Source organism: Microcystis sp. M083S1, assembly GCF_020246405.1.
GTDB lineage: Bacteria > Cyanobacteriota > Cyanobacteriia > Cyanobacteriales > Microcystaceae > Microcystis > Microcystis aeruginosa_C.
Map to the genome: position 1 here is coordinate 1 of NZ_JADBTB010000127.1, position 6,021 is coordinate 6,021.

Sequence of the window (6,021 nt, forward strand, 5' to 3'; positions counted from 1 at the left end):
CTTTCAAATATTTTGAGTATAAATACTCTATATACTCACTTCTCTGCGATGCAGTCGCACTCGCGGGAGCGCATTTTGTAGCCTGCTTAAAGCTTTGTTTCTGTCTGTATCACTTGTTACTTTTTAAAATGAGAATTGCTGCGTCGCTATACCAGCCAATGACATCATATCGTAGGTCTTTGGGCGGGGTTGTGTTGGTGGTGAAGTCCCCATCATGAAAACCGAACACACTACGACAGTTAGGATAAAAACCAGCAAAGGCAATTTTTTCGTTGTCTAGGTTGTCAACTTTGGCGAAGGGTCTAATAGCAGACAATTCCTTAATATATTGGGAATTTGTTGGCCTTGAGCGCCATGCTCCCAATTCTAATTTACGCCCCAGAAAACGATAGGGTTGATACTCATTGGTAGCTGGATAATAGAGGATATTAATTGTATAGTCATTTCAATTAAGATTGAGAATATCAATCCCAGAGTTCATAAGGATTTTGTCGGTCTAGACTGTATCATACTTATCTGAAATGACTATATCTTCTGGTGTAGCACCTTCAGGATACAGATAATCACTTTCTACAACCCATTTTTTTTCTACTAGATTGCCCCGACGTCTTATAATTAACCAGCGATTAGGTACAAGGGGAAAGGTGATGCCTTGTTCTCCATCTCTCGCTATACCGTTAGTCAGCGCATCCGGCAAAGACCAGTGTAGGTGAATGCCTGCTTTTAAGGTCAATTGGGGTTGTGTAAAGGGAACCGTTAATACGGTTTCGCTAATATAAGCCCTACCGCGATTTACTAATTGGCTATTTTTATAGTAGGGGAGCTTACTATAATCAGTCATTTCCTCCAGTACATTTGTCTTGGTGGGGAGGTAGAGGGCATCAAGGTAAACTGGGACTAGAAGTGTGGTCATAACTATAGTATGTAGGGATGAATGAAGCAGAAACCTAAATCGTCAGTTTTGGGAATTTTCGCTGTTCCACTGGAGAGAGGTTGGCAAATGCGCCCAACTCACTTGCAGAAGCTTTAAGATTCGTTTTTTTCTTTACTTTGTTGAATAGTACGCATACTTGATTTATTTTTCAACACTTTTGGTATTCTTTTTTGTAAATTTTTATCATTTTTTTTGTTATTTTTTGTTATTTTTTGTTACGATATCGTTCTAACTTTTAGGATTAAGGTAACAAGAAACAGAGTAAAGTCAATATTTACAGGAAGTTCTAACAAGCCAAAATCTAATCAGGATTTGAGGATTTTCAGTCTCAATCCAAAATCTAAAATCCAAAATCGAAAAACATTTCAAGTTTGTCGATGCTTTAAATTCTGCTGCTAGAAAAGCATCTGCTGAATGAGCAAACAGGCGCTCATGAAAAAGGGAGAATAATAATGATAATATCCACTAGAAACCCAATCATCGGCTATTTGGTAGCGGCATAAATCCAACCGATGCCCAAAATGCCGATGTCTGGTTAATATGTCCAATTTTGTTTCGTCTGTAGGGTGTAGGTTCCGTCGCGCACCTTGACCCGATGGGGGATCAGCTTCAGGTCTCGGAAGATATTAGCTTGGTGTTGTAGGGCCACCAGAGAGCGATCATCGATCGGGATAATGGCACGTTCAGAGGCCCTCTGTTCGAGATTGGTGATGATCGCCGGATCGATCTCGTGGTGAGCTGCCAAGCGTCTCGTCGCCTCTAACTCCTGTTGTTTCGCCCAGGCACCCGCCTCGTTCACCTCTTCTAAAATCACCTTCAGTACATCGGGATAATCCCGCACCAATTCGGGAACCGCATAATAATAGGTCGGCACTTCTAGAGAGGCGTTTTCCCCGAAGATGCTCTCCAAATCGGCCAAAGATCTTCCCGGATAGGTGCGCGTCTCCGTGGGGGAATAGGGAACCCAGACCACCCAAGCGTCGATCTCACCGCGACGAAAAAGCGCCAGTGCTTCCGGTTGGGTTGCATACACCGGTTCGATATCGCTTAATTCTAGATTCACTCTCATCAGGGCGCGGATGAGGACATAATGGGCGCTCGAACCTCGATCGAAGGCGATTCTTTTTCCTTTTAAATCCGCCAAAGTCTCTATTGGCGAATCCTCTGGCACGAGAATCGCCTGACCTTTCGGGGCCGTATATTTTTCCTTGGCTACCCGGACGAAGACGTGTTCGGCCGCTTGGGAGAAAATACTCGCCGTACCGCCACCACCGCAGAAGTCGATCGTTCCGTTGCTCAAGGCCTCGATCAGAGAGGAAGCGGCCAGAAAACTCGTCCACGTTACCGTCACCCCAAAGGGTTTTAAGCGTCTTTCCAGAAAGGCCTGGGCGCGGAGAACTTCCAGATTAGTCATGCCCTCGGGATAGCCGATCTTGAGAGTTCCTAACCGCCGCGCTTGTTTGGCGAGGGGAGTGATATCGGAGGGGGTCGAGCGCTTGAACCAGCGATCGATCGCGATACAGAAGAGAATTCCAGCGATAAATAATCCCACGGTTTCCAATAGCCGGGGAGTCGTATTTCGGGGGAATTTAAAGCTATCGACGAGGTTCAGAATCAGGTTATCGGATCGAGAATTTTGACCGACGGCGATCTCGCGTAGCGAGCGCTTTGCGTTCGTGTCGGAAAATCCAGCCAGGAGAAAGCTCCCCACCAGACTGGTCAAAAAAAGCAGCGCGGGAAGAACTCCCCGGCAATTTCGCCACGGTTTCCAGAGACACTTGATCGAACGGTGGAGCATGGGATTTCTCGCAGAAAACAAGATTTATTATCGGGAAAGGAGACAAGAGAGAAGGGTTTCCCAACTCGATCCCTTCGACTTGGCTCAGGGCAAGCGGGAGAGGCTCCATTAGTTTTATCTACATACTATAGAAATCCACGACTCCTCGATTGTGTAGCAAAGTACATTTATAAATGTATTGAAAATGATATAGTTTCAAAATGAAATTGCGCCCGCATTTGAGAGATCGAGGTAGTATGGATGGATTGGTTGATCGAAATCGTCAAAATCGCGGTGGCCACCGGCATAGCCACCACCTTCGACGACAATATTTATCTAACCGGCTTCTTTAGCGAGGTAAATCGTACCTTTCGCCCGGTTCACGTTGTCGTCGGCGAGCTAGTCGGGTTTACGGCCTTAGTATCGGTGAGCTTGCTGGGGTTTCTCCTCGGCCTAATCATCCCACCGATTTATATCGGTCTTCTCGGAATCTTGCCAATCCTCATCGGTGTGAGAAATTTACTGACGTTAAATCGCGATAACGAGAGGGAAACCACAGATCGCAAGGTTAATTTGCGAAGAAACGCCCAATTTCACGGATTCGCCTCCCGCAGACTATCCCTCGGTCAAGTCTTCAGCGATCGCCAAACCTATAAAGTTTCCGCAGTCACGATATCCAATGGCGGCAATAATCTCGGTATCTATATTCCCCTATTCGCCAATAGTACCGTGGCGCAGTTAGCCGTAATCATCCCGATCTGCTATCTAATCGTTTGTACTTGGTTATTTCTCTCCTATAATCTAACCCGCCAACCGGGGATCGCGGTTGTCCTCAGCCGTTATGCGAGTAAGCTTTTCCCCTTTGTGCTGATGTGGTTGGGCCTACGGATTATTCTCGATAACGGCTCCTATCGCCTGTTGATTCCCATCGGCTAAATTAGACCCCCCGTAAACGCCAATCTCCAGATCCCACGGGAGTCAAAATTCAGGAAGAGAGAATAAAAAATTAGTTGGTTTAGAGCAACCTTATCGAGAAAATCCCGATGAATGTATCACTGTTGCCAATTCGATCGCTGTTTCGTCGCTTTCGTTCCTTATCGGGGAGGAGCTTCCTTTCCTTCCTGTTAGTGGGACTGTTGGCAAGTCTTGCCCTCGCCTCCTGCGGGGGGATCGGCTCGAAACCAGAGGTGAAATTAAATCTCGTTTCCTTTTCGGTCACGAAAGCCGCTCACGACCAGATTATCCCGAAATTCGTCGAGAAATGGCAAAAAGAGCGGAACCAAAAAGTCATTTTCGAGCGCAGTTACGGCGGCTCCCTGGCCCAGGCCGATGACGTGATTGCTGGGAAACAAGAGGCGGACGTGGTACATCTCGCCCTACCTCTAGACGTGACGCGCATCGCCGACGCGGGGTTAATCCATCGCGGTTGGGAAGAGCGGGTTCCGAGAAGGGGAGTGGTGAGTCAATCGGTTGCGGCGATTGTGACGCGGGCGGGAAATCCGAAAAATATCCAATCCTGGGCGGATCTGGCTAGAGAGGACGTTACAGTTCTATCCGCCGATCCGAAAACTTCCGGGATCGCTATTTGGCAGTTATTAGCCCTCTGGGGTTCGGTGACGCAAACGGGGGGCGAACCGCAACAGGCATGGGATTTTGTCCGCCAAGTCTATGAAAAGATTCCCACCCTATCTAGAGATGCGCGGGAAGCCAGCAATGCCTTTTTCCAAGAGGGAAAGGGGGACGTTTTAGTCACCTACGAAAACGAGGTAATTCTAGAGGGCAGAAATCAACCCGACATCAGTTACTTCGTCCCTTCGGTCAATATCTCGATCGATAATCCCGTTGCGGTGGTAGATAGAAATGTCGATAAACACGGCACGCGAGAGGTGGCCGAGGCCTTTGTGAATTTCCTCTATTCCGAGCCGGCACAAGAGGAATTCGCCAAATTGGGCTATCGATCGGTCAATCCCTTTATCACGATCGCCACCGAAGCCAAATTACCTCCCGTGGAAACGCTGTTTAGCTCCCAAGATTTAGGGGGTTGGCCTTTGATCAGTAACGATTTTTTAGCGAAGGGAGCTATTTTCGACCAAATCAGAGGAAATTCTCCCAACTAAAAGCCCTCACCGATATTGTTATCAATCTCTCTTCAAGTCTATGAAACAATTCCGTCTTTTTTATCTAATTCCCCTCTTACTGATAGGCCACTGGATGACCGGTTGTGCCGACAGATCGGAAGGCGGGGAACAACAGGTCAGCTTGGACGGGGGGGCCGTGGGTTTCGCCCTAGCGCTCGCCGTTGCCGAAGAATACCAAAAAGTCGATCCCAAGGCCCGCGTCGGGGTGGCCTTTAGCGGTACAGGTGGGGGATTTACCCGGCTCTGTAACGGTAGCATCGATATTGGGGTCGCTTCCCGTGTCATCCGGGAATCGGAATCGAAAGCCTGTAAGAGGGCGGGAATCGAGTACATCGAGCTACCCATGGCGCTGGACGGTCTGGCGTTGGTAGCGAACAAAAACAATAAGTTTCTCAAGTGCCTAACTCGAAAAGAGTTAAAGACACTCTGGGAGGCAGAAGCCGAAGGAAAAATCGTTACTTGGGATCAAGTTAATCCTAAATTTCCCAGAGAGAGAATTCTGTTATTCGCACCTCCTGTGGACGCGGGAACGACCGATTATTTCACCCAATCGATCACCAAGAGAAGAGGGAATATTCGGAGCGATTATACGCCCAGCTTTAACCAAAATACTCTGATTCAGGGAGTCATCGGCAATGCCAACGGATTCGCCTTCGCGGGGATCGCTTTCGTAATGCAAAATCAAGACAAGGTAAACGTGGTCGGGCTAGAAAATCTCGAGGGCAAAGAGTGTGTTAAGCCCATTCCTTTGGAGAACGTCAAGCGCAATACCTATAGTCCCCTGACTCGTCCCCTCTTCATTTACGTTAGCAAGAAGGCACTGGATAGCAAACCTTCCGTTGAACGTTTCGTGCGTTTCTTTGTGGATAATTCGTGGAAATACGTGGACAGTGTAGGCTATGTGTCGTTACCCGATCTCGCCTACGTGAAAACTCGGGAACGATTCGAGAAACGACAAACGGGATCAACCTTTATAAATGCCAAGCCAGGTGAACCGATTATCAACTTTTTCTAAGGAGGAAATAGTAAACTCTTGACATCCTCGCCGCCCTAAAAGTGCGGCGATTCCTAAACCTCACGATTTAAGTTTCTGCTTCCACCACCGTCGCATACCACAGTTAAAAAACCATGTACTGTCTTACACAGAGTCCACAGACTTTCGCCCCATTTCA

6 protein-coding genes are annotated in these 6,021 nt (G+C 47.6%); 3 read left to right on the plus strand and 3 right to left on the minus strand.

Annotated elements, in window-relative coordinates; all coding sequences use genetic code 11:
• Window positions 1-109 precede the first annotated feature (109 nt).
• The 3 genes from IM450_RS12930 to IM450_RS12940 form a co-directional block, all read right to left on the minus strand.
• Window positions 110-316: a hypothetical protein gene (locus IM450_RS12930; protein ID WP_287665501.1), complete on the minus strand. Its 207-nt coding sequence runs from the start codon at window positions 314-316 to the stop codon at window positions 110-112.
• Window positions 317-496: 180 nt separating this feature from the next.
• Window positions 497-913 (minus strand): hypothetical protein, encoded by a 417-nt coding sequence (locus IM450_RS12935; RefSeq protein ID WP_287665503.1) that lies wholly within the window; start codon window positions 911-913, stop codon window positions 497-499.
• Between the two features lie 556 nt (window positions 914-1,469).
• Entirely contained in the window at window positions 1,470-2,732 is a 1,263-nt protein-coding gene (locus IM450_RS12940) for a sulfonate ABC transporter substrate-binding protein (protein WP_287665505.1), read from the minus strand.
• Between the two features lie 240 nt (window positions 2,733-2,972).
• On the opposite strand from IM450_RS12940, the gene IM450_RS12945 reads away from it, so the two are divergent.
• From IM450_RS12945 to IM450_RS12955, 3 genes are all read left to right on the plus strand, one after another.
• Window positions 2,973-3,647 (plus strand): cadmium resistance transporter, encoded by a 675-nt coding sequence (locus tag IM450_RS12945; RefSeq protein WP_002803522.1) that lies wholly within the window; start codon window positions 2,973-2,975, stop codon window positions 3,645-3,647.
• A gap of 107 nt (window positions 3,648-3,754) precedes the next feature.
• Window positions 3,755-4,828 carry a sulfate ABC transporter substrate-binding protein gene (locus tag IM450_RS12950; protein ID WP_287665509.1) on the plus strand — a complete coding sequence of 358 codons (1,074 nt, stop codon included), beginning with the start codon at window positions 3,755-3,757 and terminating at the stop codon, window positions 4,826-4,828.
• A gap of 40 nt (window positions 4,829-4,868) precedes the next feature.
• Entirely contained in the window at window positions 4,869-5,864 is a 996-nt protein-coding gene (locus IM450_RS12955) for a PstS family phosphate ABC transporter substrate-binding protein (protein WP_272083397.1), read from the plus strand.
• Window positions 5,865-6,021 lie beyond the last annotated feature (157 nt).

What these genes read in the sequence shown, in the direction of transcription:
- IM450_RS12935 (WP_287665503.1), bottom strand. Translation starts at nt 913, where the DNA reads ATGACCACACTTCTAGTCCCAGTTTACCTTGATGCCCTCTACCTCCCC.
- IM450_RS12940 (WP_287665505.1), bottom strand. Translation starts at nt 2,732, where the DNA reads ATGCTCCACCGTTCGATCAAGTGTCTCTGGAAACCGTGGCGAAATTGC.
- IM450_RS12945 (WP_002803522.1), top strand. Translation starts at nt 2,973, where the DNA reads ATGGATTGGTTGATCGAAATCGTCAAAATCGCGGTGGCCACCGGCATA.
- IM450_RS12950 (WP_287665509.1), top strand. Translation starts at nt 3,755, where the DNA reads ATGAATGTATCACTGTTGCCAATTCGATCGCTGTTTCGTCGCTTTCGT.
- IM450_RS12955 (WP_272083397.1), top strand. Translation starts at nt 4,869, where the DNA reads ATGAAACAATTCCGTCTTTTTTATCTAATTCCCCTCTTACTGATAGGC.